The following is a 26485-nucleotide window of genomic DNA, read 5'->3' on the forward strand; positions in this document are numbered from 1 at the left end:
CGTTACTCCTCCTTTACGATCAGCTTGTAGCCGAGTCCGCGCACGGTCAGCAAATGAGCGGGCTGGGAAGGATTCGTTTCGATTTTTTCCCGAATGCGCCGAATGTGCACCATCAGCGTATTTTCATAGCCGTAATAGTCGTCGCCCCATGCGGCCTGACAGAGCGCGTCGCTCGTGACGATGCGATTGTGGTTCTCATAAAACTTGCCGAGCAGAGCGATTTCTTTTGCGGTCAGCGGGATATTTGTTCCGCCATGGCGAATGGTGCCAGCCTCCAAGTCAATGAGACGGTCGTCCAGTTGAAAAACAGGGCGTTTTTCCGGCGTGTGGGGAATGTACACTCTGCGCAAAATAGCCGTCAGCCGCAAGACAAGCTCCCGTGGCAAAAACGGCTTCACGATGTAATCATCCGCGCCCAGTCCGAGGCCGAGGATTCGGTCTTCATCCTGTCCTTTGGCAGACAAAAACAGCACGGGCAAGTTCGAAATATGCCGGATCGCTTGCAGCAAGGAAAAGCCGTCGCCATCAGGCAGCATGACATCAAGAATGGCGAGGTCAGGCTGGATGGAACGACAAAGCTCCAGCGCTTCTCTGCAATCGCCCGCCTGGTAAATGCGCATGAATCCTTCCTTGCGCAAAAAATGCTCGATCATTTTTCGAATTTCAGGCTCATCATCGACGATAAGCAGCTTTTTCTGTTTCAGTTCGTCCATCTGTCATCACCTCTCTCTACTATAGCGGCTTTGGCGCGGGATAATCGGCTTTTGCAGCAAATTTAAGGCTAGTGTAAGGTGAACGTCAGATTGCTGAAAGAATCTCCTGTCATACTGCATATATGCCAAATAAAGCCATTGCAGGAGGGACAGATGGAGACGATCCTATCTACTACCAAACTATCGAAGCGATACGGTGATGCCTTGCGCGTGAAGGAAGTGAACTTGTCCGTTCGCGAAGGGGAGATTTACGGATTTCTTGGACCGAACGGAGCAGGGAAATCGACTACATTAAAGATGTTGTTGGGGCTGGTACGACCGACGAGCGGCCAGGTGCAGGTGTTCGGGAAGGAGCTTCAGGCAAACCGCCGCTTCGTTCTCAGTCAAATCGGTTCACTGATTGAATCGCCCTCGTACTACGGGCACTTGACCGGGCTGGAAAACATGCGTGTCGTGCAGAAGCTGCGCGATGTTCCGGCGAAAAACATCGAGGAAGCGCTGAAAATCGTGCGTCTGGAAAAACAGAAGGAGAAGCAGGTTGAAAAGTATTCACTGGGGATGAAACAGCGGCTAGGAATTGCGATGGCATTGCTGTCGTTTCCCAAGCTGTTGATTTTGGATGAGCCAACGAATGGTTTGGACCCTGCGGGAATCGGAGAAATCCGGGAGCTGATCAAAGCGCTTCCGCAACAATATGGAATGACGATTTTGCTTTCCAGCCACCTTTTATCCGAAATTGACCAGATCGCGACTTCCGTGGGCATTATCAATCATGGTCACATGCTGTTCCAGGGCAAGCTGAGCGAGCTGCACCAAAAAAACCAGCCGCGCATTATCATCAAAACGACAGATAACAGGGCGGCGAGGGACGTGTTGATGCGGGCAGGCTTTTTCCCCGGCGTGGAGGAGGGCGCGCTTGTTTTTGAAAAGCTTGCCGATGGACAGGTAGCGCAGGCAAACAGGATTCTGCTGGCTGAACATATTGATGTGCTTCGCATCGAGGAACAGAAAAGAAGCCTGGAAGACATGTTCCTGAAGCTTACAGGGGGAGGCGAGAGTCTGTGAGGAAGGCGCTGTCGCTTGAGTTTTACAAGCTGCGTCGCAAATACGTGCTGCCGATGGCGCTTTTGTTCCTGACGGTGGAGCTTGTCTGGGCGTTGATCGCCGTCAGCATGTCTTTTGAGCGCAATCGTGACAGCGCGGGCTGGGAAGTGATCGTCGCCATGCTGTCCACGATGAACGGACTGTTTTTGCCATTGCTTTCGGCTATTGTCGTTTCCCGGATTTGCGACATGGAGCATAAAGGGAATACGTGGAGGCTGCTTCGCTCTATGGCCGTGCAGCCAGGGAAGCTGTATGCGGCGAAGTACGCTTGCGCCGGATTGATCATGCTGGGCGTTTGCCTGTGTCAGGTGCTGGCGATTGCGGTGTTTGGCGTCCAATCCGGGTACTTGACGTCTGTTCCGCTTGTGCTGTTGGCACGGTTTCTCTTCGGCACGCTGGTCACGACGCTGGTCGTCCTTGCTTTGCAGCAGTGGATTTCTACGGTGGTGAAAAATCAGGCGTTTGCGCTTTGCCTGGGGATGCTCGGCGGTTTTCTCGGAATGGTAGGCGATTTGTTTCCGGAAGCGGCAAGACGCGTATTCGTCTGGGCGTACTATACGGGGCTTAGTCCCGTTACGCAGCAGTATGCGAGCGAAAAGATGCAATTCGTCGTCCGGGAGGCAGGCCCGATCTCGTCTGCCGCGGCTGTTTTGCTGGCGGTTGCCGCGCTGCTTTTTCTCATGGGAAGACGCCATGCATCCAGACTGGAAGGGTAGGGGGAGAAGTGATGATCAAGCAATGCTTTCAGGCGGAGTGGTTGAAAATGCGCCGCTCCCATATTTGGGTGGTGTTCATGCTCCTGCCTTTGGTCAGCGTCATCATCGGCTGGGCCAATTACGTCATGAACCAAGGGACGCTGCAAAAGGAATGGTACAGCTTGTGGTCGCAGGTTGGCTTGTTCTACGGGGAGTTTTTCTTTCCTATCCTCATTGCGATCGGCTGCTCGTATCAATGCCGGCTGGAGCATCAAAACAAAAACTGGCATCTGGTGTTGACCGCACCTGTATCGCTTGCGGCCCTGTTTGCAGCCAAACTGGGAGTCGTGGCAACTCTTCTGTTGCTAGTCCAAGCGTTCTTTTGCTTGCTGTATGTATGCGGCGGGCTTTTGGCAGGGCTTCCGGCGTCGCTTCCCGCAGAATTGCCCGGCTGGTTGTTGCGCGGATGGATCGCGGCGATGACGATCGCGGTTTTTCAATTGGCGCTCTCGATGCGGATCAAAAGCTTTGCAACGCCAGTCGGCATCGGTCTGTGTGCCGTTTTTTTCGGGCTGGGAATGTATGTGCTGAAGCTCGGATTGTTTTTCCCGCATTCGCTGTTAACAGTGGGGATGGGGGTATTGAGCCAGGAGGGACTTGATTTTGGCAGCAACGTGGTTTTTCTGCTGATGAATGCATTGTTCGGAGTGGGAATCAGTACAGTTGTCTTCCGGCGATTACGCAAGTCGGATGTGCTCGCCTGATCTTTGAAAAGAAGGGTTTTTCCGTAAGTGAAGAGAATAACGGATAAAAAGTCTGAGTATTCACTCACGATGGGAGGCGGCTGCGACCATGTTGCAAGGTGGAAAATACGTGAAGGTGGAGCCAGGGGTCGAGATTTTTGTGCAGGACGTGGGACAAGGTGATCCGATCGTCCTGATCCCGGGCTGGACGTTTACAACCGAAGTGTTTCACAAGCAGATCGAGCATTTTCAAAAGACTAACAGGGTGATCGCGATTGATCCGAGAAGCCATGGCAGATCGTCCGTGACGATGCACGGCAACGACTATGCCACGCACGGTACTGACTTGGCAAAAGTCATCGAGGCGCTGGGGCTTGTGGATGTGACGCTGGTCGGCTGGTCATTTGGCTGCTTGACGATGTGGGAATACGTTCGGCAGCACGGCACGCGAAACGTGAAATCTTTTGTGTTCGTCGACTTGTCGCCGAAGCCGCTCTCCACCAATCACGAGCAAGATTGGGTGGAAGGGCCGCTCGATGAAATCGCCGCCGCCTACAACTACTACACGCGGGATGCCGAGAAGCAGCGGGAGTTTATCTCGGGCTACGCGACAGGGGTCATGGTGCAAAGAGAGCTTGCGGAAAATGAGCTTTCCTGGATCATCGAGCAATCGCTCAAAACGCCTCCTTATATCGCGGCGAACTTGTTCGCGTCCGGGATGTTCTCTGACTACCGGGTAGAGGCAAAGGTTGCGAGCGAGTCGGTGCCGACGCTGACGATTGTGGCTGAGCATTGGGCCGAGACTGCAAAACGGTTCATGGAAAAGCATGCCCCCGAGTCCGCAGTGGAAGTATTGGGCGGGCACATGATGTTTTGGGAGCATGCCGAACGGTTTAATGAGCTGCTCACACAATTTCTCCATGCAGAAAAAACAGCAAGATAAAAGAAAGTGGCTGTCCTTGTGGGCAGCCACTTTTTATGAGCTTTGGCATGGAAAAAGGAGGCGCGACTTTGCAGGCACGCCTGGCGAAGCCGAGCACTTTTTTCCGGCGATTCTGGCATTTCGTGAAAGCTGGCGGTTATTTGCTTGAACTCGCCATGCAGTCTGTCAAATTTTCTCGTTTGCGTCAGGCACATAATCTGATAAAAGTGCGTCGGAGACTCTGTGACGGTTACAAGATAGGAGATACTTTGACCATTGACTTTCCCATGCATCGTGAATTGAGTGGAAAGACGTCCGTCAATCGTGAGCTGAACATGCTTGCTCACGCTTGCATCTGTCAATTCACTGAACAAGTTTGATTCCACGAAATCGACGTATTGGGGATAATCAAATGAACCGTTCAATTCTTCTTTAGAGTCCGCGAGAATAAGCAGATGCTTGTCCGCGAAGTTGTTGGAAAGGGCAAGGGATGCGTCTGGGTGAAGACTAGCATTCTCGCTCCAGGAAGTCGGAGCAATGATTTGCATGGTTTTGTCCTTGTTAAACGCTCTTTTCTAAGAAATTGTTGCTTTTAGAAAAGCCGTGAGTTGCTTGATATTTATAGTACCAAGCGAAGCGTGCATTCACGGTAAATGGAAATCCTATAGACTTCCTGATTTTCATTATAGAACACACGTTTCCACAACAGCAATAGCAACAAAATTTGCGAAAAGAGCCTTGTTAAAAAAAGCTTTGTTCTCAAATGAACCCGTTAACGAGTCTTGCTTGGCATAAAAGGAAACGCCATAAATACCGCAAGCAATGATAACGAGGGCCAACAAGGAGAAGCCGATGGCAAAGCTGGTGGTCAGCTGCTTGCTCTCGTTTTTCAAATCTTTTACTTTCACGACAAAAGTGTTCGCTGCCATATCGCCGAACCGTTGCTTCTTTTTCGACACCAGTACGCTGATCCCGGCAGGCAATCCGCCGATGAGCATCGGGTTGGTTTCGACGATGCGGATCAAGGAACGAATGACCGATTTCCACAGCCCTGGCGGTTGACCTTCCTGATTCACCACTTTGATTCGCAGGGCGAATTTCCCGATGGTATAGCCAGTAAAACCTTCCAGAAGAACGTAGTAAGATAAAATTCCGAGTACGAAAACAAGCAACCCGATAATGGCCGGATCGTCAGACGAACGCCCAGCCAGCGCGACCACCCCTAAGACGAAAAAAATGAGCAAAATGTAATCTATCACATGTGCTCCCCAACGCAGGAAAAAAATCGACGCTCCGTAAGTCTGCGTAATGGACCCCATTAATTGCGGTCCTTCCAGAATCGGTCTGTCTGGTGGTGGAATTGGGGGAGCCACCGATGAATCTGCTTGCGGCAATGAATGATTCTCCAAACTTGTGCACCTCCAACAAAAATGTAAACATATAACATTTAAACACTTCAAAATTCACTCTGTCAAATTTTGCTTTTCTGCAAGAAACCTACCTAAAGATAGGTGACACACGATAGTTGCGACGATTATATTAGGAAGCGAGCTGATGTAAGAAAAACCATATACAGGGTGATTATGATGAGTACGCCTATGACTGCTTTTGTCGCTGTTTTAGTGCTGGGGGTTGTCGCCTACCTCACGATGTGGTGGGAAGGCACCTGGGTAAACCTTCGATTCACGAAATGGTATTTCGCTATCATAGTAGTCTTGGCGATCGCGACCGGAGGGTATTTTTGGTTTACGGGAGATACGATTTAATCAAGTAAAAAGCAAGCCGTCCACGGGCCCTCTAGCTGGAGGGCTTTTTTGCGTCCACATAACGTTCTTTTCTTATAAGGCAGTTTACTTGCATTGTTCGGAAGGATTCCACATAATAACTTTGTGCACATATTGGATCGAGACAAAAAGGCTGCTCTTTTGTGGGGTCATTTTCTTTTTAGGCAGGGAGATGCACATGGATCAAGGAAAGTACAGTTCACTTATCGCAACGAAATTACATGTTCCTACATATGGTTCGGACCTGTTGCATCGGCATCAATTGGTGGAAGAAATTGATGAAGTCAGGACAGCCAGAGTGATCCTTATTTGCGCTCCGGCCGGGTTCGGGAAAACAACAGCCGTTAGTCAGTGGATTACGAGTATCGGCAAGCCGGCGGGATGGCTGTCGCTGGATGAGGCGGATAACGATCCGGCCCGTTTTTGGCGCTACTTCGCAAAAGCATTGAGCATGGCACAACGGGAAGCTGGTCGTGAAGCTTCTGCGATGCTCGATTTGACCTATGCGGCGTCAGCAGACAATCTGCTCTCCATGCTGCTTGAAGAAATCGCTGCAATGCCTACCGACTATTATTTGGTGCTGGATGACTATCATCTGATCAAGGAGCGCTCGATTCACGAAGGTTTGCAAACATTGCTCCAGCACGCCTCGCCTTTTTTACACGTCATTCTCATCAGCCGTGAGGAGCCGCCGCTGTCTCTCCATCGCTTGCGCGTACGCAAACAGCTGGGACAATTGGGCGCGGAGCATCTCCGGTTCAATGAAGAGGAATGTCGTCAGCTTTTTAACGAACTGCTCGGGCTAGATTTGTCATACGAGGACATTCACGTACTCAGCAAACGGACAGAGGGCTGGATTGCCGGGTTGCAGTTGGCTGCTTTGTCCATGCAGGGGAAGGGTGGCTCCACGGTTACCATGCACAGCTTTTCCGGCAATGACAAATACGTGGAAGACTACTTGACCGAAGAAGTATTGAAGCGATTGCCGGAATCGGTACAGCAATTTTTGCTGAAAACTTCCATATTGCCGCGCCTGTCCGGGGAACTGTGCGCAGCCGTAGCGAGTGAGCCGGATGCCCACGCCATTTTGGAGATGCTTGCACGTACGAACTCTTTTGTCGTACCGCTGGATGGAGTCAACGAGTGGTACCGCTACCATCATTTATTTGCGGATCTTTTGCACACGCATTTGCGTAAAACATACAGTGAACAGCTGCCAACGCTTCATGTGGCTGCCAGTCGATGGTTTGAGGGCCACGGATGGATGACAGAAGCAATCGACCACGCGCTCAAGGGCAGTGATTGGTCGCGTGCAACCAGGCTGATCGTCGAGCACGCTCCCTGGATGTTGAAGCAGCACGAAAATGTGACATTGCGCCGCTGGATGAGGCGTTTTGATACAGTGTGGCTCAAGAGTCATCCCGAGCTGTGCATTGCTTTTGCCTGGATGCACGCATTATCGGACGAGCTTGAGCAGGCAGAAGCGTTGTTGCATCTCGCTGAGGATGGTCTGCACGGCAAAAATGAGGGGCTTGAGGAATGTCGGGTAGAAATCTGGGTGCTTCGCGGATACGTGCAGTTGATCCTGCGCAATATTGCCCTCTCCCTTTCGTACTTGGAAGAATCGGTCAAAATGAAGCCAAAATTCAGCCGCTATTTTATCGTCGGGATTGAGCTGAATGGAGACGAGGCTTTTGTGCTTCGCAGTCGCGTGGCGTTAAGCGGCTATTTGTCCAAGGTAAGCGAGTTTTACCCTGCCATCAGAACGATTTGGAAGCACAGCGGCCTGGGGATTCTCGCATACGGCTCGATTGTAATGGCAGAGCTGTATTATGAGAAAAACGAGTTCGAGCAATTGACGTACTTTGTGCAAAGAGCATTGCAGTTGGGAAGCAATACGATGAATTTTGGCGTACTGGTCCCGGCTTATCTGGTTTTGACCCGTTGGCGAAAGGCGGAGAAGCGAGGGGCGGAGATGTGGCTGCCGCTTGCGGAAATAGCGGAGCTGTGTCGCCAGCGAAAAGCCCCGCCTCATTGGATTGCTTTCCTGGACGCGTTTCGTGTGCGGCTGTTGCTGGACGAAAATCAGCGGGAAGAAGCAGAGCAATGGGCGAGCCAATTTGAAAAAATGAGCAAAGACTTGATTCATTCCCGGCACGAGTTTGAACGGTTGACTTTGGCTCGTGTGTACTTGTCTGCCAAAAGGGAAAATGAAGCGTGTGAGCTGCTGACCCGGCTAAAGCATGAGACAGAGGTGAAGGATCGGCTGGGGAGCCGGATCGAGACGCTGATTTTGCTCAGCCAAGCTTATCACAGCCAAAAGCGGCATCACGAGGCAGCCGAATGTATTCGCACAGCGGTGATGTTGGCGGCACCGGAAGGCTACGTGCGCATCTTTTTGGACGAGGGGCCAGAGGTCGCTAAAATGCTGTATGCCCTCTACAAAAGCAAGGCGTGCTCCAGGCAAGAACTTGACTATATGGCAAGTCTGCTCAAGACGATGGAAAAAGAGTTTCCGGCGCTGGACATTCAAATTCGCGTGTCACCTGAACTGGACAAATTGACCGAGCGGGAGGCAGAAGTGCTGTCTCTGATCGGAGAAGGGTTGTCCAACGCTGAGATTGCGGGCAGGCTGCACCTGACGATCGGGACAGTCAAGGTGTACGTTCACCAGATTTACGCCAAGCTGCAAGTTCGCAATCGCACACAGGCTGTGGTCAAGCTGCGAGAGAGCGAGCTGTAACCGGGGCAGCAAAAGGTTCGCCCGATGATATACATGCCAGAGAACGAAGAAGTCGCCTGTACGTGCAGGGGGCTTTTTTTCATGGGCATAGAGCCATGTTCGCTGAGGGATAGTAAAGCTATCCTGATTTGGAAAAAGAGTGATTGGAGAATGAGTCATAACGCCAAGCAACAAGTGTCGTTCAGCAGCTCGCTGGAAGAGAACATGGAAGTGGTGAAAAGGGAGCTGGGGAACAGCACCGACCTCGTGACCAGAACTGTACGGATGGAAGCGATTGGGCAAATCGAGGTAGGCATTCTGTACACAGAAGGATTAGTCGATAAAAGCCTGATCAGCAACTTCATGGAGTCGCTCATGGTTCATGCGCACAAAAGGGAAATTCCATCCGACGACGCTTTGGCAGACGAGCCGCTGTCGTTGATCAAGGATTTCATGCTGACGATGGGTGGAGTGGAGCTGCTGGATGATTTGGACGAGCTTTTCAATGCTGTATTGACCGGAGATACGGTTCTGCTCGTGGAGGGGTGTACGCAGGGCTTTATCGTCAATACGAAGCAGTGGGAGGATCGCGGTGTCCAGGAGACTTCTGTACAGACCGTAGTGCGTGGTTCCCGGGAGGCTTTCTCGGAAAGTTTGCGGACGAACACCGCGCTGGTGCGAAGAAGGATCAACAACCGTCATCTGTGGCTGGAAACGAAACAGATCGGGAAAATGACCCAGACCAAAGTGAGCGTGATGTACATAAAGGGGGTTGCGGACGAAAACGTCATTGCGGAAGTGCAGCGGCGGTTAAACAGGATCGATATCGATGGCATTTTGGAGAGCGGAAACATAGAAGAGCTGATCCAGGACGCGGCCTTTACGCCGTTTCCGACGATTTACAATACCGAACGGCCGGACTCGGTAGCAGCGGGGCTGCTGGAGGGACGGGTCGCGATCCTGGTAGACGGAACGCCGATTGTACTGCTGGTTCCGGCGATTTTCGTCCAGTTTTTTCAGTCGCCGGAGGATTACTATCAGCGTTCGGATTTTGGCCTGCTTCGCATGTTGCGGCTGCTTTCCTTTTTTATCGCGCTGCTCGGTCCTTCCATCTACGTAGCGATTACGACGTTTCACCAGGAAATGCTCCAGACGAACTTGCTGATGAGTATTGCGGCCCAGCGGGAGGGTGTACCGTTTCCGGCTGCTGTCGAGGCGATGCTGATGGAGCTGACTTTTGAACTGCTGCGCGAGGCCGGAGTGCGCATGCCGCGTGCCGTAGGTTCTGCCATCTCAATCGTCGGGGCGCTCGTTTTGGGCGAAGCGGCGGTACAGGCCGGACTCGTATCTCCTGCGACCGTCATCGTCGTCTCCATCACGGCGATTACGAGCTTTGTGTTTCCGTCGTTTTCCATGTCCATTCCGATTCGCATGCTGCGTTTCGGCTTGATTGCACTTGCTGCCAGCTTTGGCCTGATTGGCGTATTTGTCGGTTTGATCGCGCTTTGCCTGCATTTGTGCACCTTGCGCTCGTTCGGGGTTCCGTACATGTCGCCGCTCGCTCCGTTGAATTTGGCCGACCAGAGAGATACGCTGCTGCGCCTGCCGATCTGGATGATGCACACGCGTCCCTACTTTTTACGGCCGAAAAACAGTATCAGAGAGCATGACAACAAGCCCAATCCTCCGAGAGAGTCTGTTCATTAAATTGATTGCCGAGGTGGGAATAGCATGAAACGAAAGGCGGTGTTCGTTCTGGCCGCTGTTCTGCTGCTGTTGACTACAGGGTGTTGGAACCGCAGGGAATTGAACGACTTGGCGATTGTCATGGCGGTGGGCATCGACAAGGTGGACGGAGAGTATTTGTTGTCTACGCAAATCGTCAATCCGGGTGGAGTTGCCGCCTCCAAGGACGGGGCAGGAGGCACTCAGTCGGCAGTAGCCACGTACAGCATGCGATCTGCGGACATTTTTGAGGGGATACGCCGCTTGACGACCATGACTCCGCGCCGGCTGTACTTTTCGCATATTCAAGTATTGGTGTTGGGGGAGCAGGTAGCGAGGGAAGGGACAAAAGAGGTGCTCGACCTGTTGTTTCGCGATCACGAAGTTCGCCCGGATTTTTACGTCATTTTGGCGAAAGATACTTCGGCCCTGCACATTTTGAGCATGCTTGATCCGCTGGAGAAAATCCCTGCCACCAAGCTGTACAAAAGCCTGGAAACAGGCGAAAAAGCATGGGGCTCCGTGATCTCGATCCAACTGGACGAATTTATTACACAGCTGCTGAGCGAAGGGTCGGAGCCAGTGTTGGTAGGGGTTACTGTAAAAGGCAAGGTTCAGACAGGAAGCAACGGAAACAACCCGCAGCAGGAAAGCGTCTCTACCCTGCTCAAGTATGAGGATATCGGCGTTTTCAAAGAAGACAAGCTGCAAGGATGGTTTAATGAAAAGGAAAGCATCGGCTTCAGCTATATTACAGACAGGCTGGACAGCACAGTTGAAGCCATACCGTGCGACAAAAACAGCAAGCTCATCATTGAAATCATTCACAGCAAATCGACGCTTGATGGCCGTGTCGTAAACGGCAAACCGCAAGTCGAGGTGAAAATCGAAGCGGAAGGAAATGTAGGAGAAGTAGCGTGCGCGATTGACCTGGCAAAGTCGCAAACGATCTACAAATTGGAGCGAGAGGTAGAAAAGCGAATCAAGGAAAAAATCCAGAATGTGATTACAAAAGCGCAGAAGCAATTTCACTCCGATGCGTTCGGATTTGGGCAAGTCATTTACCAGAACGATCCAAAGGGCTGGGAAAAGGTCAAGCACAACTGGAACGAGGCTTTTGCCGACCTGAAGGTGAAAATCAACGTAGATGTGAAGCTTCGGCGAACGGGCAAAGTCGGCAATTCTTTTATCCCCTTTATCAAAAAGGATTAGAGCATAACTATTTCCTGTTGTGGAAAAGGTAAGGATATTCCTGGCAAGAAGTAGGTGCGACTTGTTCCGATGTGGATGATCCTGTTGATTTTGCTGATTAGTCTGGTGATCGTAGCGATCGAAGCTCCTTTTCTGAAAAGGAACGGCTTGAAAAAGGAGCTTTTTGTTTTTGGCTGCTTGCTGCTGCTCGGGACAGGGCTTTGCATTGCCGAAGCGGTGGAGGCAAACATTCCGAACCCGCTGGACTGGATTACATTCGTCTATCGGCCGTTCAGCGACTTGATTTTAAGCATGGTGGAGTAACGGTGAACATAAGCGGTGCGCAAGAGAAGGGAGGGAAACAAGGGTGCTTGGCAACAGTCTGATCAGTGCGAGGCAGTTTTTTATTTTGGTAACCCTGTTCGTCATTGGCGATGCAGTCTTGTACGTTCCCTCGCTCACCGCCACATCCGCCCGGCAGGACGCGTGGATTTCGGCTTTGATCGGTTGGGGAGAGGGCTTTCTTTTGACCAGTTTGTATGCGGCATTGAGCTTGCGGCATCCGAATCGGACGATACTTCAATACAGCGAAGACATCTTGGGCAAGTGGGCAGGAAAAGCGGTCGCTTTTTTGTTCCTTTCCTATTTTTTTATCGATGCGTCACTGATGCTGATGGAAATCGGCGATTTTGTCACCACACAGATCATGCAGGAGACGCCGATCGAAATCATTCTCGTTCTGTTTGCGGCGATTATTGTCATGGGAACCCGCTGCGGGATGGAGCCGCTTGCGCGTGTCTCCGAGCTGTTGTTTCCGTATTTTCTGCTGCTGTTTTTCACGCTGATTGCGTTCATCGCCCCGCAAATCAAGGTCGATAACCTCAAGCCTGTCCTTGCCCATGGGATGGCGCCCGTTTTTGGCGGCAACTTCCGCTATATGGGCTATTTGCTGGAATCGGTCGTCCTGATCTTTCTGTTTCCGCTTGTGAAACAGCCGCGGCATGCAGCGAAGGCGTATATTATGGGCATTTTGATTGCTAATTTTTTCCTGACAATCATTACAACCGTCGCGGTGCTGGTGCTCGGTCCCAACATTACCGTACTGCTTGCCTATCCAAGCTACACGCTGGCGCAAAAAATTAGCGTCGGCAACTTTTTTGAACGCATCGAGGTTTTGATGGCTGTCATTTGGTTCATCACGCTGTTTATCAAAATAACGGTTTGCTATTATGCCACGGCTTGCGGGATTGCCCAGACGCTGCGATTGACCGACTATCGCAGGCTGACGCTGCCTCTGGCGATGATCATGGTCATCGTCGCGCTTGCCACGATGCCCAATCGGCCGTATTTTGACAACTTTGTTTCGGAGATTTGGATGCCGTACTCATTGACGTACGGCTTGTTTTTGCCTGTGCTGCTGCTCGTGGTGGGCGGACTGCGGAAAAGGTTGGGGAAATGAAAGGAAAAATGATGCCAAAGACCTAGCTCATCGTTTATACTATTTTTTGAGAAAAGGAGGGGTGGAAGACAGCGCTTTGCTCTTTATTCGAAGGAAACCATGATCAGCTAGACAAATACGCCGAACATGAAATGGGGAACCACGATGAGACTGAATCATTGGGTCATGCGAATGATCCTGTTATGCCTGCTTGTTTATTCCTTTTCTTGTCCCGTTTCACCCTCATTCGCTTTTGAAAGCGAAACAACCACTTCTTCTACAGCGGAAAATGTTAACTTCTCCGAAATAAAAGTGACTAATGGCCTTATCACCGTTCCATTTTATTCGATCCCAGAAAGAAATCCTAAGACCAGACAGTTTACCCTCTCTTACACGCAAGATTCTGAGACACACTCCTTATCCCCCCTCCCAGCAAAATGGGAAGAATCTACGCGAACCTTTTTTATTCCCTTTAAACCTTTTCAATCAACCGACACAGAGCAAGAAATAACGATCCGCATCGGCTATGAAGATTCAGAACCGACAGAGCGTTCTATTGTTTTGGCGCCGAAAGATTCCGAGGTAGAATCGATCGAGATTTTGAACACTTGGGGAAATTCTGAATTGCAGTTGCGCGACAGCAATGATCGGGAAGCGAAATTGCTGGCAGTAGCGAAAGACAGCGAAGGTGCGATTGTCGCTTATGATAAAGTTACCTGGGCAAGTGAAAATCCGCGAGTTGCTTCTGTTACTTCGCTAGGAAAAGTGTGGGCGAAGAAGGCGGGAACTGCGGAAATTACGGCAACGATCGCTGGGAAGACGGAGACTTATCAAATCGATGTCGTCAGCAAGCAGCAAGTTCCGGCGGCGATTTCCAAAGATGGAGAATTTGGCCCGGAATCGGGAGTATATAAAACGAGTGGAACAATCGAGATAAAAGGCAAGGAGACTACTGTTTTACTGAAAAACACGAAGCTGGACGGCGATCTCGTCATCGACAACGGCGGTTCTGTCACTTTGGACAACGTTCACGTCTCAGGGGAGATCAAGGTGAAGGACGTTGCTTCCAACAGTTTGCATGTAAATAATGTCTCAGCCGACCGACTGGTGATCACCGATGAGAATGGCGCACGGCTTGTTCTCGAAGATGAGGTTGAGCTGCCAGAGGTAGAGGTATCTGCCCAGTCCACTCAGTTCCCTGTCGTGATCGAAGGCAAAGCAGCTACTAACAGTACGCTGCAAATTACATCTCCTTCCTGGGTGGTAGTCGACTCTGTTGTGTCAAAGGTGGTTGTAGACAAAGACGCTGAAGGAACGCGGATCGAAACCACCAAAGAGAGCAAAATCGAAGTAATTGAAGCGAATGCAAGCGCCAGTGTGGAAGGATCGGGCACGATAGACAAGCTCGTGCTGGCCGACAGCTCGGTAAATGTGAAAAGCGAAGTCAACATACCGACAGTGGCGTACGCGAACGAACCCGCTATGCCAACACCGCCGACTCCACCTACACCGCCTGCAAACCAGGCGCCTGTTGCCAGCCAAGTAACGATTTCCGGTACGTTCCAAGCAGGCGAGACATTGACGGGCAGCTATGTGTACACCGATGCGGAAAACAACCCGGAGCGCTTGTCCTTGTTCAAATGGTACCGCGGTTCACTGTCAGACGGTTCCGATAAGGTGCAAATTTCCGGCGCGAACAAAAAAACGTATGTGTTGCAGCAGGATGATGTAGGGAAGCATGTGACGTTTGAAGTGACACCTATCGCCAGCACAGGAACGAGAAGCGGGGTGTCGGCAACTTACACGTCAACCCAGACGGTTACGAACGTTCCCGCGGCGAATAACCCGCCTGTTATCAACAGCAGCTATACGGCGCAAACGTTCAAAAATACGTTAGCAAGCGGAACTGTTGCTGCGACCGATCTGGATGGCGACACCATCACGTATTTGCTCGGCTCCACAACTCCTGCACACGGGGCTGTGGTCGTTCTGCCGAGCGGAGCATGGACGTATACGCCACAAAATGCTTTTACAGGAACGGACAGCTTTTCCATCGTGGCGGATGACGGAAGAGGGGGAACAACTGCTACGGTTGTCTCCGTAACCGTGACAGAAGACCCGCTTGAAACCGATCGCCAGGCGCTGACCATCGGTTATGCCAGCGGGGATGACGCGGATCATGTTACGCAAAATGTAGTCTTGGCGACGACAGGGGCAAATGGCTCGCTGATTTCATGGAGTTCGGACAACCCGGCTGTGATTGCGCAGGACGGCACGGTTACGCGTCCGCAAGCTATCGAGCAAGACGCTACCGTCACATTGACGGCGACCATCACGAACGGAAGCCGCTCGGACACCAAACCGTTTGTACTTACCGTGCTCAAGCAAGCGGCGCAAAGTAACAACCAGCCGCCGACGGCAGTAGGCACGATCAGCAACCAGACGCTGCTGCCAGGAAGCCAGCCTTATCCGCAGATCGATCTGTCTACTATTTTTGCTGACCCGGATAACGACGCCTTGCAGTACCAGGCAACGGCAACGGCGCAAAATATCGTGCAGCCGACCATTAGCGGCAACATGCTCAGTCTTGCTCCGGTCGGCAAAGGAGTGGTCACGATTACGGTCACGGCCAATGACGGCAAGGGCGGCACACAAGACGTTACTTTTACAGCTCACGCCTATGAGTTCGTCGCAGGCGGGCAGGTCACGATCAGGACCAAATCAGGGGTCATGATCGTGCAACTGGACTTGAACACATATTTTCCGGGCGCTCCGGCCAACTCCCTGCAAATCCTCAATAATGGCACAGGCGGCACCGTGATGGGCACCAAGCTCCAGCTGATCCCTGCAAGCGTGCCTGGAAGTGGGCTGTGGGTTGCCAATCAAAGCGACCAGGTTGCGCTAATCAAGGTAGATATTCAGCAGCAAGGACAGCCGCAACTGTTCTTCTCGGATTATGTATACGGAACAGATGGCCGCAATGCGCTACAGCTGTTTTTCCAGGGAGACAACAACGGTCAAAAGGTCACAGGGTACGAGCTGGAAATTCACAGGTACATGACCAGTACGCAGACAAAAGCAGTGGAGACAAAGCCAATCATGCCGCTGTTTCCGAAAATGGCCTATATTATTATCGACCCGATTTTCTATGACTTCTTTGATATCACTCCAGCTACTTATTACAACGAAGAAGTTCATATGAGTTACCAAGGATATGTCACGGCTTTCGTGCTGAAAAAAGATGGTCAAATCGTGGATGTTTTGGGGAATCCCGATCCGAATAACCGCTCCCCGATCCTGGCGCAAACGGGCACGATTGTTCGCAAGTCGGGAATCTATACAGGCTCGCAAAGCTTCAGCCTCGAAGGGGAATGGGACATCTATCCTGCCGGTTATTACCAGAACATTGGGCGGCATAATCCGTAAACAGACAGCTATTGATGACAAGACGTACAAAAGGTGAGGAAAACATGAGCCTAACACACAAAAAAGCCAAAATGATCAAGACAGCAGCAATCGGATTGCTTGCCATACAGAGCCTGTTTGGATTTGCAGCGCAATCCCACGCTCAGGGACCACTGGAAGAAATCAATTCTACAGTGGATGGTTATTGGTACTCCGGCGGGGAAGTCGAAGATGGGAGCTATTTTGAGGACAGCTCCAACTATGTAGGATTAGACGAAAATTTTGGCATGCAAAAAGCAGCCGTGCAATTCCCATTGACTCAGCTTGATACGTCATTTATCAAGGCCAAGCTCAAATTGTACGTGACCAATGTGAACGGGGACGCTCAAACGGTTCCGAGCTTCACTCTGTACGGCTCCACCTACGGAGCATGGGACGACGATTTTCCCCTGAATCCCAATGATCCGGTCATTGATTCATTTGGGCAAAATCTGCAAGAAGGCGATTGGCTGGAATTTGACGTAACCAATTTTCTTCGCCTCCAGCTAGAGGCGCAAAGCCAGAACGTGACATTTGCGCTTTTGAGCAATACACAGACAGGTGCTTTCGGATTTGGATCAAATGAAATCATAGACGGCAATTACCCGCGTCTCGTGCTCGAATATGCAGCCAAACAACCGCAAGTGACCCCAGCTACTACCCTGGAAGATACCGCAACTTCAAGTGGACTGGTGATTACTCCTGACCCGGCGGACGCCAGCAGCGTGACCCATTTTCAGGTCAGCGAAATTCAGGGCGGCAAGCTTTACTTGAACGATGGAGTGACTGAGTTAACGAATGGCAACTTTTTGCAAAAAGCAGATGGTGCTACAGGGCTGAAATTCGTGCCTGATGCGGATGCGAATACGCCAGCTGGCGATCTGTTCGGCTTCAAGGTCAAAGCAGCCAAAGATGCCAATGGTGCAGGGCTAAGCGGAGCGGCGGCGGCGGTCATTACGGTGCAGGAAGTGAACGATGCACCGACCGCCCAGAACGATCAGCTCGCGACGGTGGCAAAAGGAACGCCTGAAGTGATGATTCCGTTTTCGCTGTTGACGGCAAATGATCAGGCAGGGCCAGCCAATGAGCACGGACAAACATTGACAGTGGCAGATGTTGATCAAGCAGTAGGCGGGACGGTCAGACTTGTCGACCAAGAGGTAGAATTTTCATTGGACCCTACCTTCCAAGGGACAGCGTCTTTTCAATACAGCTTACTAGACGATGGAACAACCAACGGCCTTCCTGCTTCGTTGACGGCTGGAGCGAAAGCGGAGTTTTCCGTGGAACAAATCACGAAGCCGATTATTTCGCTGGTTGGCGGCAACACAATGTATGTGCCGTTCGGTCAAAGCTTTCAAGAACCAGGCTACTCAGCGAGAGACGCAAACAACAACGACATTACGAACAAGGTGCAAGTGACTGGTCAGGTGGTTACGAGTGAACTGGGAGACTACGATCTGGTGTATAACGTTCAGGACGACAACGGAATTGAAGCTTTGCCCGTGACGCGGACCGTATCTGTCGTCTCTCACGAACTGAAAGGTCTATGGCTGCAAGAAGGTACGATGACACCTGCTTTTCAGCCAAGTGTGGCGCAATACACGCTGCGAGTGCCCAACGAAGTGAGCAGCTTGCGGTTTCGGGCGGCAACTTTGGATCAGACGGCAAGCTTGACCATTAACGGGGCGGCTGAAGTGAACGATATAAGCAAAGAGGTGAGCCTGAATCCAGGCCAAAACGATATTACGTTTATCGTGACGGCGCGGAACGGCTCGACCAAGACATACCAGTTGAGTGTGACAAGGGATAGCGCTCCGCCTGTGACGCCGAACCCACCGACCTATCCAGGACATTCCGAAACAATTCCGGAATCGCAGAACCATTTGAATGAACAGGCGAAAGAGGTAATCAAGGAATCAGTTGACGCAAAAAGAATTGCCGAGCAGGTGGATAAATCGCTCGCGCACTTGGCAGATAAAGTTATGAGCAGCAAGCTCGGCGATACCGAGAAGCTTCAACTCGTAGCAAGCACTTCAACAGAAGTTTTGTCTCCGCTCGTTGCCAAATGGAAAGAAGGAGTAGTTTCCGACAAGCAATTGAGAGAAGCGCTGTCCCTCTTTTTAGAAAAGGGAGTGAACGAAGGTCTTGCTCAAAGCAAACTGGATGATTCGGAAGTGTTTGCAGCAGGGGCAAAGCTCGTAGGCACGGTGATTCGGGACGTGATCGTCGAGCTGGAAGATGATCAGGTCAGGGAAGAAGTGGCTCAGCCTTTCCGTGAAGCTATGGACAAGCTGCTCAAACACAAAAGCATCCTCCAGGTAGCCCAGCATACAGAAGTAGCGGATACGAGCGAACAGTTGAACGAGGTTGCTGCTCTGGTGCAGGACTGGAGCCAGGAGCTTGGCAGCAAGTCCGACCTGTTTGATCTCGAACGGCACTTGCTCATTCAAGTGGTGGACGAAGAAGCGGCAGATGTAGAGGACAATGGCGATCAGCTGCGTTCCAGCCGTGCTGCTTCCGTATCCCAAGAACCGACTGTGCTGCTGTCGGAAGAGTTGGTCGAGACTTTGGCAAATCAACAGTTTGCCGTTACCGTTATGGCGCAATCGGGAGCAAGCGTGAAGCTGCCGCCAGCCTTTTTTGCCCGCTACAACGATGAGGCGATAGCGGTGGTGGTCGAAGAAAACGACGAGGCAACGATCCCTGCTACGTTTTCCAAGACAAGCGATGCATACGATTTCCGGGTTTTTGCCGGGGAAAAAGAAATCAAGAGCTTTGCCAAAGGAGAGGCATTGATCGGAATACCGTACGCCTATTCCTCGAAAAAGTTCACTCCTTATACGTATGATGCCGCTCGAAAAAACTGGAAGGCTGGTGCAACAGGCAAAGGCGAAGGATACGTCAAGCATGATGGGGAGCAGGTGCTTTTTCTGACCAGCGCGCCAGGGACGTACATGCTGGCGGAAACAAAGCTGCGCTCTCTCGCTGTGGCTCAACGTACAGTGAAACTTGAGCAGGGAGCGACGTATCAAGTGCAGGTGACAGGAGCTTTGACGAGCGGCCGAAAAGTGGATTTGACTGCTTCCGAAGACGGCACGACTTATTCTTCAAACAAGCCTGAGTTGATTGAGGTGGATGAGGAAGGTCTGATCACGGTGTTGCCGGAGGCGGAGAGTGGTTCGAAAGCGACGATCACCATCCAAAACGGGCAAAGCACGGTGAAAATGACGGTCAGTGTGTATTTTCTGGACAGCATCGCCGTGTCTCCGGCAAAAGCTGTTGTCTATGCGGGAGAGACGCTGCAATTGAAGGTCAAAGGGAAGTATACGGATCGGAGCAGCAGCGACATCACCAAATCGAGCATGGGCACAAAGTATTCGTTGGATGATACGGAATATGCAAAAATCAGCGAAAATGGCTTGCTGGAAGTCAGTCCGGATGCTCCAGATGGAACGGTGATCACCATTACGATCGAAAATGGCGACAAAAGCATAACATACCCGGTTACCGTCAAGCAGAGGGCGTAACCGACAATTGTGGAGTCCGTTGGCATTCAACCAACCGGGCTCCTTTTTCTATGGCACAGATCCAATCATTTATTTGTTGATCTGATTAATCGACATTTTATGCTTTCAATGAGTTTTAACGTATTTTGTAAAGGGTACATAGTACAAACAGGAATCGTTAAGAGTAGGAGAAGAATCGTATGAAACTCACAGTCGGAAAAAAGCTGTACACAGCATTCGCAGTGACGTTGTTGCTGATGGCGGCGATTGGGTGGCTTGGCATCTATCAAATGAAAAATTTGAACGAGAAGGCGGTGGAAATCAATACGAGCTGGTTGCCGGCCGTAGAAGACATCAACCATCTGAACTACTTGACCGAGCATGTCCATGCGCTCGTATTCTCGCATGTCTTTTATCAAAGCAAGGAACAGAAAGAGCCGCTGGAAAAGGAGCTTGCGCTGACCTTGCAGGAAGTCAGGGAGGATATAGCGTCTTACGAAAGCACCCTGGAGGAGGACGACGTCGAGGACCAGAAAATTTTCAGTTCCTTCAAGAGCAAATGGGAGTCGTATGAACAACTGCACGACAAGCTGATGGACGCATCCAGACAGAACAACAGCGCCGACATAAAGGACGTAATTGGCGAAGTGTCTGCCCTGTTTCAGGCCATGAAAAATGACCTCGATGCCCTGATCAAAATCAATCATGACGGGGCAAACAATGAGAGCGAACAAGCGGCAGCGATCTATGACGAGGGAAGAAAAGTCACATTGCTGCTGATAGCCGTCTCCGTCACGGTAGCGGTGGTATGGGCTGCTGCGATTACTCGCAGTATCCGCTCTCGCCTGAACAGGCTGGCCCAGCAAGTAAACGCTGTTGCAGAAGGCGATTTGCGCATGGAAGCTCTCCCGGTAAAAAGCACGGACGAAATCGCAGAGCTGACCCGTGACTTCAACAACATGCTGGCAAAGCTGCGCGAAATCGTTTCCCAGGTGAACGTGACCGCCCAGCAAGTGGCGGCTTCCGCGGAGCAATTGACAGCCAGTGCAGAGCAGACGAGCCAAGCGACCGAACATATTGCGATTTCCATTCAAGAAGTGGCGAATGGCTCGGATCAGCAGGTGCAAAGTGTGGAAGCAAGCTTCCGGGTCGTGGAGGAGATGTCCGGCGACTCCGAGCAGATTGCGACCAAGGCAAACGCAGTAGCCGTCATTTCCAATCAAGCTTCCAACATGGCTTCGGCAGGCAATCAGGCTGTCCATACGACCACGCGGCAAATGGACGCTATTCACTCCACCATGACCGAGCTGGCGCAAGTCGTCAGAGGATTGGGCGAGCGCTCATCGGAAATCGGCCATATTACAGAAGCGATTACGAGCATTGCGGAGCGGACCAATTTGCTGGCGTTGAACGCGGCGATTGAAGCATCCCGGGCCGGAGAAGGCGGGCGCGGCTTCGCTGTCGTCGCGGCGGAAGTCCGCAAACTGGCGGAGCAATCATCCGCTTCTGCCGAACAGATTGCCTGCCTGATCCAGACGATTCAGGCAGAGACGGCGAAGGCTGTGGCGACGATGGACACAGGCACGAAGGAAGTGCGGGAAGGAATGAACGTCGTTCAGATGGCCGGGCAAACCTTCGGAGAAATACAGCAGTCCGTGACGGAAGTGGCAGCCCGGATCGCGGAAGTCTCCGCAGCTTCCGGTCATATGTCAGCGGGCACCGAGCAGGTCGTCCAAACGATTTCACAAATTACGAATGTAGCGCAGTCAGTGGCGCTTGGCACGCAAAATATTACGGCTGCGGCCGAAGAACAGCTGGCATCGATGGAAGAAATCGCCTCCTCTGCCGCCGCTCTCTCCCAGATGGCGGAAGAGCTGCAATCATCCGTGCGCGTATTCAAGCTGTAGCGACTGTCAATTCCCTCCCGGAACAGATAGAATGGTAGATAAGGAGTCTTCTGGAACAGGAGGGAATCATGTATACAGTTGGGGTTGTCGGTCCTCATACATCTGTTGAACGAATTATCCAGCTCGGGAACGAATACGAGCAGACGATGAAATTTATCGGCTATTCATACAGCGACTTTCAGGAAACGAAAACAATCGTCCGCGAATACGACCAGCAAGTCGACGCCTGGCTGTTCTCTGGCCAAATCTCGTACATGGTGGCGAAAAATACGTTAAGCACGGACGAAAAGCTGGTCTACATCCAGCATACGGAATCAGGCATTTACAAAAGTCTTTTGCATATGGGGTACTATCAGCACGAATTTTTGAGCAAGGTGAGCATCGACGAGATTACGACATCCCACCTGGAGCAGGCGCTGGAACAGATCGAGATTGCGCCGCAGGACATGTATGTGAAGACCTTTGACGTTCATTCGAGTACGCAAGAGCTGATCGACTTTCATCTGGACTTGTACCGGGCCGGGAAAACGAAAGGGGCTTTGACGTGCTTTGAAGCCGTCTATTTTGCGTTGACCGAAGCCGGAGTGCCCGCTTATCGGATCGAAAGTACAGATATGGAAATTCGTCAGGCTCTGCGCATCCTCGCGGAAAAAATCCGAACGTTTTACTACAAGGACACACAGATTGGCGTACAACTGGTGGAAATCGAGCAATTCGCCAAAATCAGCGAGAAGGCGAAAAGCTCCTATCATCTGCAATACTTCGAGATGAAGGTAAAAGAGACGCTGCTGCGGTACTGTGAAAAGCTGGACGGTTCTTTGCTGGAAAAAGGCAACGGCCGCTACGTGATTATCAGCTCGCGCGGGGCAATCGAGCGGGAAATCAGGGAGCTTCAGGAGACGCTCCAGCAACTGGCGAAAGAGGTTGAGCATGCCGCAAGTGTCGGGATCGGCTACGGTGTCACCGTGCATACAGCGGAAATAAACGCCGAGCGCGCCCTCCAGTTATCCAAAGACCGGGCCGAGCACGGAATTGTGATCATCCGCGAGGACGGCACGATTGTCCAGTCGGCGGGCGACGAAGAAGAGCTGAGCTTTTCCTTTCGAAGCGACGACAAGCAACTGATCGAGAAGCTGAAGGAAGTCAAGCTCAGTGCGAAAAACTACTACAAAGTCACGGCGTTGATGAAAAGAATGAACTGGAACGACTTTACGATCAAGGACTTGGCGACGCATCTTTATTGGGACGAGCGCAATGCGCGCCGCTTCATGGTCAGTCTGTGCGAGGCAGATTTGGCGGAATGCGTCGGGGAAGAAGCTTCTTCCGCCCGGGGCAGGCCAAGCAAAAGATATCGTTTGAAATAACCATTCGCAGGTTGAATGGTTATTTTTTTTGGCGAAAATGCGTTGAAAAATGAGAATGATTCAAATATAATGCATTTTAGGTAATTACCCTTTTATTACCCTTAAATAAAAGCCGCTGGACAATCGCACTCATTTGAACATATCCAGTCTGGCGAGGGAAGACAGCTTTGCGGATCAACAGGCCGAAGAGAAAGGAGTATCCATTTTTTGCGGGCAAGCTATGAGCACAACGACGACGTGAAGAGAGAGGGAAATTCATGGATCAAGAACAATACCTGAAAAAGAAAATGGGCTTTTGGTCTCTTACGGCACTTTCTCTCGGGGGAATCATCGGTTCCAGCTGGCTGTTCGGCCCTTGGGCAACAGCGAAGCTGGCAGGTCCTGCCGCTATTATTTCTTGGTTAATCGGTGCCATTGTTATTACGTTTATCGCTCTCGTATACGCAGAGCTTGGGCGGGTCAGACCCGAGTCCGGGGGACTTGGACGCTATCCGCTGTACTCGCACGGAAGCATGCTGGCGACTGTGACCAGCTACTCGATCTGGCTTGGCTATTGCGCTACCGCTCCGGTAGAATCGGCTGGCGTGATTCAGTACGCGAATCAGTTTTGGCCCGGACTTTACGACGTGGGCAACGAACAGTTGACGACGACAGGGATTTTGGCTGCTACGGTACTCATGGTCTTTTTCGTTGTATTCAATTATTTCGGCGTGAAGCTGTTTGCTGTGACGAACACGATTATTACCGTCATCAAATTTGTTGTGCCGGTGCTGACGATTATCGCCTTTTTCATGACAGGCTTTCACCCGGAAAACTTCACAAGCCAGGGCTTTGCGCCGAATGGCTACAGTGCGGGTCTGAGCGCGGTGCTCACAAGCGGAATTTTCTTTGCTTACACCGGATTTGGAAACGTCATCATGATGAGCGGCGAAGTGGTCAATCCGCGCAAAAACATTCCGCTGGCTTTGATCGCGTCGCTCGTCTTGGCGGCGATCATGTACGTGCTGCTGCAAGTCGTCTTCATCGGGGCTGTGCCGCCGGAGATGATTGCGAACGGCTGGAGCGGCATCAAGTTTGATTCTCCTTTTGCCAATCTCGCGATGATTGCCAACATGGTCTGGCTCTCCTGGATCATTACAGCAGACGCGATGGTGTCTCCGACAGGCTCTGCGCTCGCTTACACAGCAGGAACTTCCAGACATGTATTCGGGATGGCGAAAAGCGGCTTTTTGCCCGGTTATTTCGGGGTGATCAACAAGCGCTTTGGCGTACCGACTCGCGCGCTCGCTTTTAACTTTGTCATCGGCTTGTTGTTTTTGTTCCCGCTGAAAAGCTGGACGGCAATTGTCGCGATCGTCGGCGCGATCGGCATTTACAAGTACGCCTCTGCGTGCGTAACCGTCATGGTGTTTCGCAAGGTTGGTTTGACCAAAGACAAAGGTCTTCCGGGCATGAGTGTCATTGCGCCTTTGGCGTTCGTATTTGCCACTCTGCTCATTTACTGGACGAAATGGAGCAAGGTGCAGCTGGGGATTACGGGCTTGCTGATTGGATTGGCTTGCTACTTGATCGTTCATTTCATCCGCAAGTACAAGGCGGAGGAAATCATCGGCGGACTGTATTTGATCGCCTACATCCTCGTGCTCATCGGGCTGTCCTACCTCGGCAACTTTGGCGGAATCGGCATCCTGCCTGAGCCGTTCATGTCGATCGTCGCCGCAGTGACAGGCTTCATCTTTTACTACTTTGCGGTGTACAACGGTGTCTGGTACATGCGCAAAAAAGGAAACGTCGCAGAGCTTGCCGAGGAGTAGGCGCAAGCGAGCGGCAAACATTTTTATCGATCGTAAAGGAGAACGTAGCTATGAAGCTTTGGGGTGGCCGTTTTAGAAAAGAAGAAAACAAGCTGATGGAAGACTTCAACAGCTCGCTGCATGTCGATCAGCGACTGTACGCAGAGGACATCAAAGGAAGCGTGGCCCACGTCAACATGCTGGCGCATAGCGGGCTGCTCACCCGGCAAGAAGGCGAGGAGATCGTCAAAGGGCTGCTTGCCATTTTGGAAGAGATCGAAGCGGGCACATTGGAGATCGGCGGCAATTACGAGGATATTCACAGCTTTGTCGAAGCGAAGCTGACCGAGCGGATTGGCGCCACAGCGAAAAAGCTGCACACGGCGCGAAGCAGAAATGACCAGGTGGCGGTAGACATTCGGCTTTATGCGAAAAACAAGGCGCACGAGGTCATGCAAAGCATCGAGGAGCTGCAAGCCAGCCTGGAAGCGAAGGCGCGCGAAAACAACGTGATCATGCCGGGCTATACCCACTTGCAGCGCGCCCAGGTCGTGACGTTCCAGCACCATCTGATGGCGTACTACCAGATGCTGCGCCGCGACAAACTGCGAATCGCCAACGCAATCGAAATCATGAACGAAAGCCCGCTCGGCTGCGGCGCTCTCGCAGGCACCACGCATCTGATCGACAGGGAGATGACGGCAAAAGCGCTCGGCTTCGCAAAGCCAGTCGACAATTTCCTCGACGGGGTGAGCGATCGCGACTATTTGCTGGAGTTGATGTCCGGCTTTTCCATCCTGATGATGCACCTCAGCCGTCTGAGCGAGGAGCTGATTTTGTGGAGCAGCCAAGAGTTCCGCTTCGTGCAAATCGATGACGCGTACTCGACGGGAAGCAGCATCATGCCGCAAAAGAAAAACCCGGACGCCGCCGAGCTGATCAGAGGGAAGACGGGACGCGTGTATGGCTCGTTGACCTCGCTATTGACGACGATGAAAGGGCTGCCGCTGGCCTACAATAAGGACATGCAGGAAGACAAGGAGGCGTTTTTCAACGCTTTGGATACCGTTCTCTCGTGCCTGGCGATCATGTCCAACATGATTGCGACGATGAAGGTCAATCACGAGCAGATGAAAAAGGCAGTAAAAGCGGGCTTTCTCAACGCGACGGAGGTTGCCGACTACTTGGTCAGCAAAGGGGTTGCCTTCCGCGACGCCCACAGCATCGTCGGGGCGATCGTGATTTACTGCGAGGACCACCAGAAGGCGATCGAGGAGCTGACGCTGGAAGAATTGCAGCAGATCAGCCCGTACATCGGAGACGATCTGTACGCGTTTATCGATTATGAGAACATCCTGAACAAAGGGATCAAAGTGGGACTGCTGCGTTAGCAGAACGCCGAAGCGCTTTTCCCCTCCCTGCGAACCGGGC

Annotated in this window: 19 protein-coding genes; 17 read left to right on the forward strand and 2 right to left on the reverse strand. The window is 51.7% G+C overall.

Features of this window, described 5'->3' with window-relative positions; all coding sequences use genetic code 11:
• Window positions 1-2 precede the first annotated feature (2 nt).
• Window positions 3-713: a response regulator transcription factor gene (locus tag M2298_RS22265; RefSeq protein WP_173597690.1), complete on the reverse strand. Its 711-nt coding sequence runs from the start codon at window positions 711-713 to the stop codon at window positions 3-5.
• A gap of 153 nt (window positions 714-866) precedes the next feature.
• Here M2298_RS22265 and M2298_RS22270 point away from each other — a divergent pair, with 153 nt between their 5' ends.
• From M2298_RS22270 to M2298_RS22290, 5 genes are all read left to right on the forward strand, one after another.
• On the forward strand, window positions 867-1778 hold the full coding sequence (locus tag M2298_RS22270) for an ABC transporter ATP-binding protein (protein WP_173599413.1): 912 nt from the start codon (window positions 867-869) through the stop codon (window positions 1776-1778).
• Window positions 1775-2533: an ABC transporter permease gene (locus M2298_RS22275; RefSeq protein ID WP_280649107.1), complete on the forward strand. Its 759-nt coding sequence runs from the start codon at window positions 1775-1777 to the stop codon at window positions 2531-2533. Before M2298_RS22270 ends, M2298_RS22275 begins: the two co-directional genes overlap by 4 nt.
• A gap of 11 nt (window positions 2534-2544) precedes the next feature.
• The gene (locus M2298_RS22280) at window positions 2545-3276 is read left to right on the forward strand and encodes an ABC transporter permease (RefSeq protein ID WP_280649108.1); all 732 of its coding nucleotides are present in this window, start codon (window positions 2545-2547) and stop codon (window positions 3274-3276) included.
• Between the two features lie 88 nt (window positions 3277-3364).
• Complete coding sequence (locus M2298_RS22285) at window positions 3365-4198, forward strand: alpha/beta fold hydrolase (RefSeq protein WP_122963714.1); 834 nt, start codon at window positions 3365-3367, stop codon at window positions 4196-4198.
• Between the two features lie 68 nt (window positions 4199-4266).
• Window positions 4267-4557, forward strand: a complete 291-nt coding sequence (locus tag M2298_RS22290; RefSeq protein ID WP_280649109.1) for a hypothetical protein — start codon at window positions 4267-4269, stop codon at window positions 4555-4557.
• 303 nt (window positions 4558-4860) lie between these two features.
• Here the strand turns inward: M2298_RS22290 and M2298_RS22295 are convergent, their stop codons facing one another.
• Complete coding sequence (locus M2298_RS22295) at window positions 4861-5436, reverse strand: RDD family protein (protein ID WP_173599411.1); 576 nt, start codon at window positions 5434-5436, stop codon at window positions 4861-4863.
• Window positions 5437-5763: 327 nt separating this feature from the next.
• Between M2298_RS22295 and M2298_RS22300 the strand changes: the two genes are divergently transcribed.
• From M2298_RS22300 to argH, 12 genes are all read left to right on the forward strand, one after another.
• Window positions 5764-5943 (forward strand): hypothetical protein, encoded by a 180-nt coding sequence (locus M2298_RS22300; RefSeq protein WP_122963716.1) that lies wholly within the window; start codon window positions 5764-5766, stop codon window positions 5941-5943.
• Between the two features lie 196 nt (window positions 5944-6139).
• The gene (locus tag M2298_RS22305) at window positions 6140-8704 is read left to right on the forward strand and encodes a winged helix-turn-helix domain-containing protein (RefSeq protein WP_274874431.1); all 2565 of its coding nucleotides are present in this window, start codon (window positions 6140-6142) and stop codon (window positions 8702-8704) included.
• A 150-nt stretch (window positions 8705-8854) separates the two neighbouring features.
• Window positions 8855-10390 (forward strand): spore germination protein, encoded by a 1536-nt coding sequence (locus M2298_RS22310; protein WP_122963718.1) that lies wholly within the window; start codon window positions 8855-8857, stop codon window positions 10388-10390.
• A 24-nt stretch (window positions 10391-10414) separates the two neighbouring features.
• Complete coding sequence (locus M2298_RS22315) at window positions 10415-11620, forward strand: Ger(x)C family spore germination protein (RefSeq protein WP_122963719.1); 1206 nt, start codon at window positions 10415-10417, stop codon at window positions 11618-11620.
• A gap of 69 nt (window positions 11621-11689) precedes the next feature.
• Complete coding sequence (locus tag M2298_RS22320) at window positions 11690-11923, forward strand: hypothetical protein (protein WP_122963720.1); 234 nt, start codon at window positions 11690-11692, stop codon at window positions 11921-11923.
• A gap of 43 nt (window positions 11924-11966) precedes the next feature.
• Window positions 11967-13058: a GerAB/ArcD/ProY family transporter gene (locus M2298_RS22325; RefSeq protein WP_122963721.1), complete on the forward strand. Its 1092-nt coding sequence runs from the start codon at window positions 11967-11969 to the stop codon at window positions 13056-13058.
• 540 nt (window positions 13059-13598) lie between these two features.
• A complete protein-coding gene (locus M2298_RS22330) occupies window positions 13599-16463 on the forward strand; it encodes an immunoglobulin-like domain-containing protein (RefSeq protein ID WP_280649110.1) in 2865 nt (954 codons plus the stop codon).
• A gap of 44 nt (window positions 16464-16507) precedes the next feature.
• Complete coding sequence (locus tag M2298_RS22335; protein ID WP_280649111.1) at window positions 16508-20011, forward strand: immunoglobulin-like domain-containing protein; 3504 nt, start codon at window positions 16508-16510, stop codon at window positions 20009-20011.
• 179 nt (window positions 20012-20190) lie between these two features.
• A complete protein-coding gene (locus tag M2298_RS22340) occupies window positions 20191-21897 on the forward strand; it encodes a HAMP domain-containing methyl-accepting chemotaxis protein (protein ID WP_173599406.1) in 1707 nt (568 codons plus the stop codon).
• Between the two features lie 68 nt (window positions 21898-21965).
• Window positions 21966-23261, forward strand: coding sequence for a hypothetical protein (locus M2298_RS22345; RefSeq protein ID WP_122963725.1), 1296 nt, complete (start codon window positions 21966-21968; stop codon window positions 23259-23261).
• 257 nt (window positions 23262-23518) lie between these two features.
• Window positions 23519-25075, forward strand: coding sequence for an APC family permease (locus M2298_RS22350; RefSeq protein ID WP_063229510.1), 1557 nt, complete (start codon window positions 23519-23521; stop codon window positions 25073-25075).
• Between the two features lie 50 nt (window positions 25076-25125).
• Window positions 25126-26445: an argininosuccinate lyase gene (gene argH / locus M2298_RS22355; RefSeq protein WP_280649112.1), complete on the forward strand. Its 1320-nt coding sequence runs from the start codon at window positions 25126-25128 to the stop codon at window positions 26443-26445.
• Window positions 26446-26485: the final 40 nt, after the last annotated feature.

Origin of the sequence: Brevibacillus sp. 1238 (assembly GCF_029892995.1) — a bacterium.
Taxonomy (GTDB): Bacteria; Bacillota; Bacilli; order Brevibacillales; family Brevibacillaceae; genus Brevibacillus; species Brevibacillus parabrevis.